Raw genomic sequence first — 521 nt, 5'->3', positions numbered from 1 at the left:
ATGGCGGGTATTGCCCTTCCCTTCCGGCGTCGACAGCATGCCCACTTCCATGGTCGCGCCTTCCACGTCGGACGAGATCAGCGCAAGACATAGCACCGTACCGTCGTCCTCGGTCAGCGCGAAAAGTCGTGCCGCCTCTTGCTCGAACAGCACGCTCTGTGTGCCGGCGAAAGTCACCAGCGGCGCCAGGCCGGCTTCCTGTCCGTAGACGCTGGCGCACAGCTTGGCGAGACACGCTTCACGGGTCTCGGGATTCTTGACGTGGACGACCTTCATCATGCTTCTCCTGACTGGTTGCCATTTGGCGCACTGCCGGCGGCTTCGGGCCGGTGTCATAAGCCGCACTGCCGGCGGCTTCGGGCCGGTGTCATAAGCCGCACTGCCGGCGGCTTCGGGCCGGTGTCATAAGCCGCGCTGCCGGCGGCTTCGGGCCGGTGCAATAAGCCGCGCAGCCTAGCATAATCTCCCCCGGTGGGCCCGCCGCGGCCCAAGCGAGATTCGAGTCAGCGGTTCATGCGGGG

1 pseudogene is annotated in these 521 nt (G+C 65.8%); it reads right to left on the bottom strand.

The window, feature by feature from the left end:
* Nucleotides 1-279: pseudogene (locus BTW07_RS19240) on the bottom strand (hypothetical protein); the annotation flags it as partial.
* Between the last annotated feature and the right edge of the window lie 242 nt (nt 280-521).

The organism is Salinicola socius (assembly GCF_001937195.1).
GTDB classification, from domain to species: domain Bacteria; phylum Pseudomonadota; class Gammaproteobacteria; order Pseudomonadales; family Halomonadaceae; genus Salinicola; species Salinicola socius.
The sequence above is the reverse complement of the archived record's forward strand: the minus strand, read 5'-3'. Positions and strand labels throughout refer to the sequence as shown.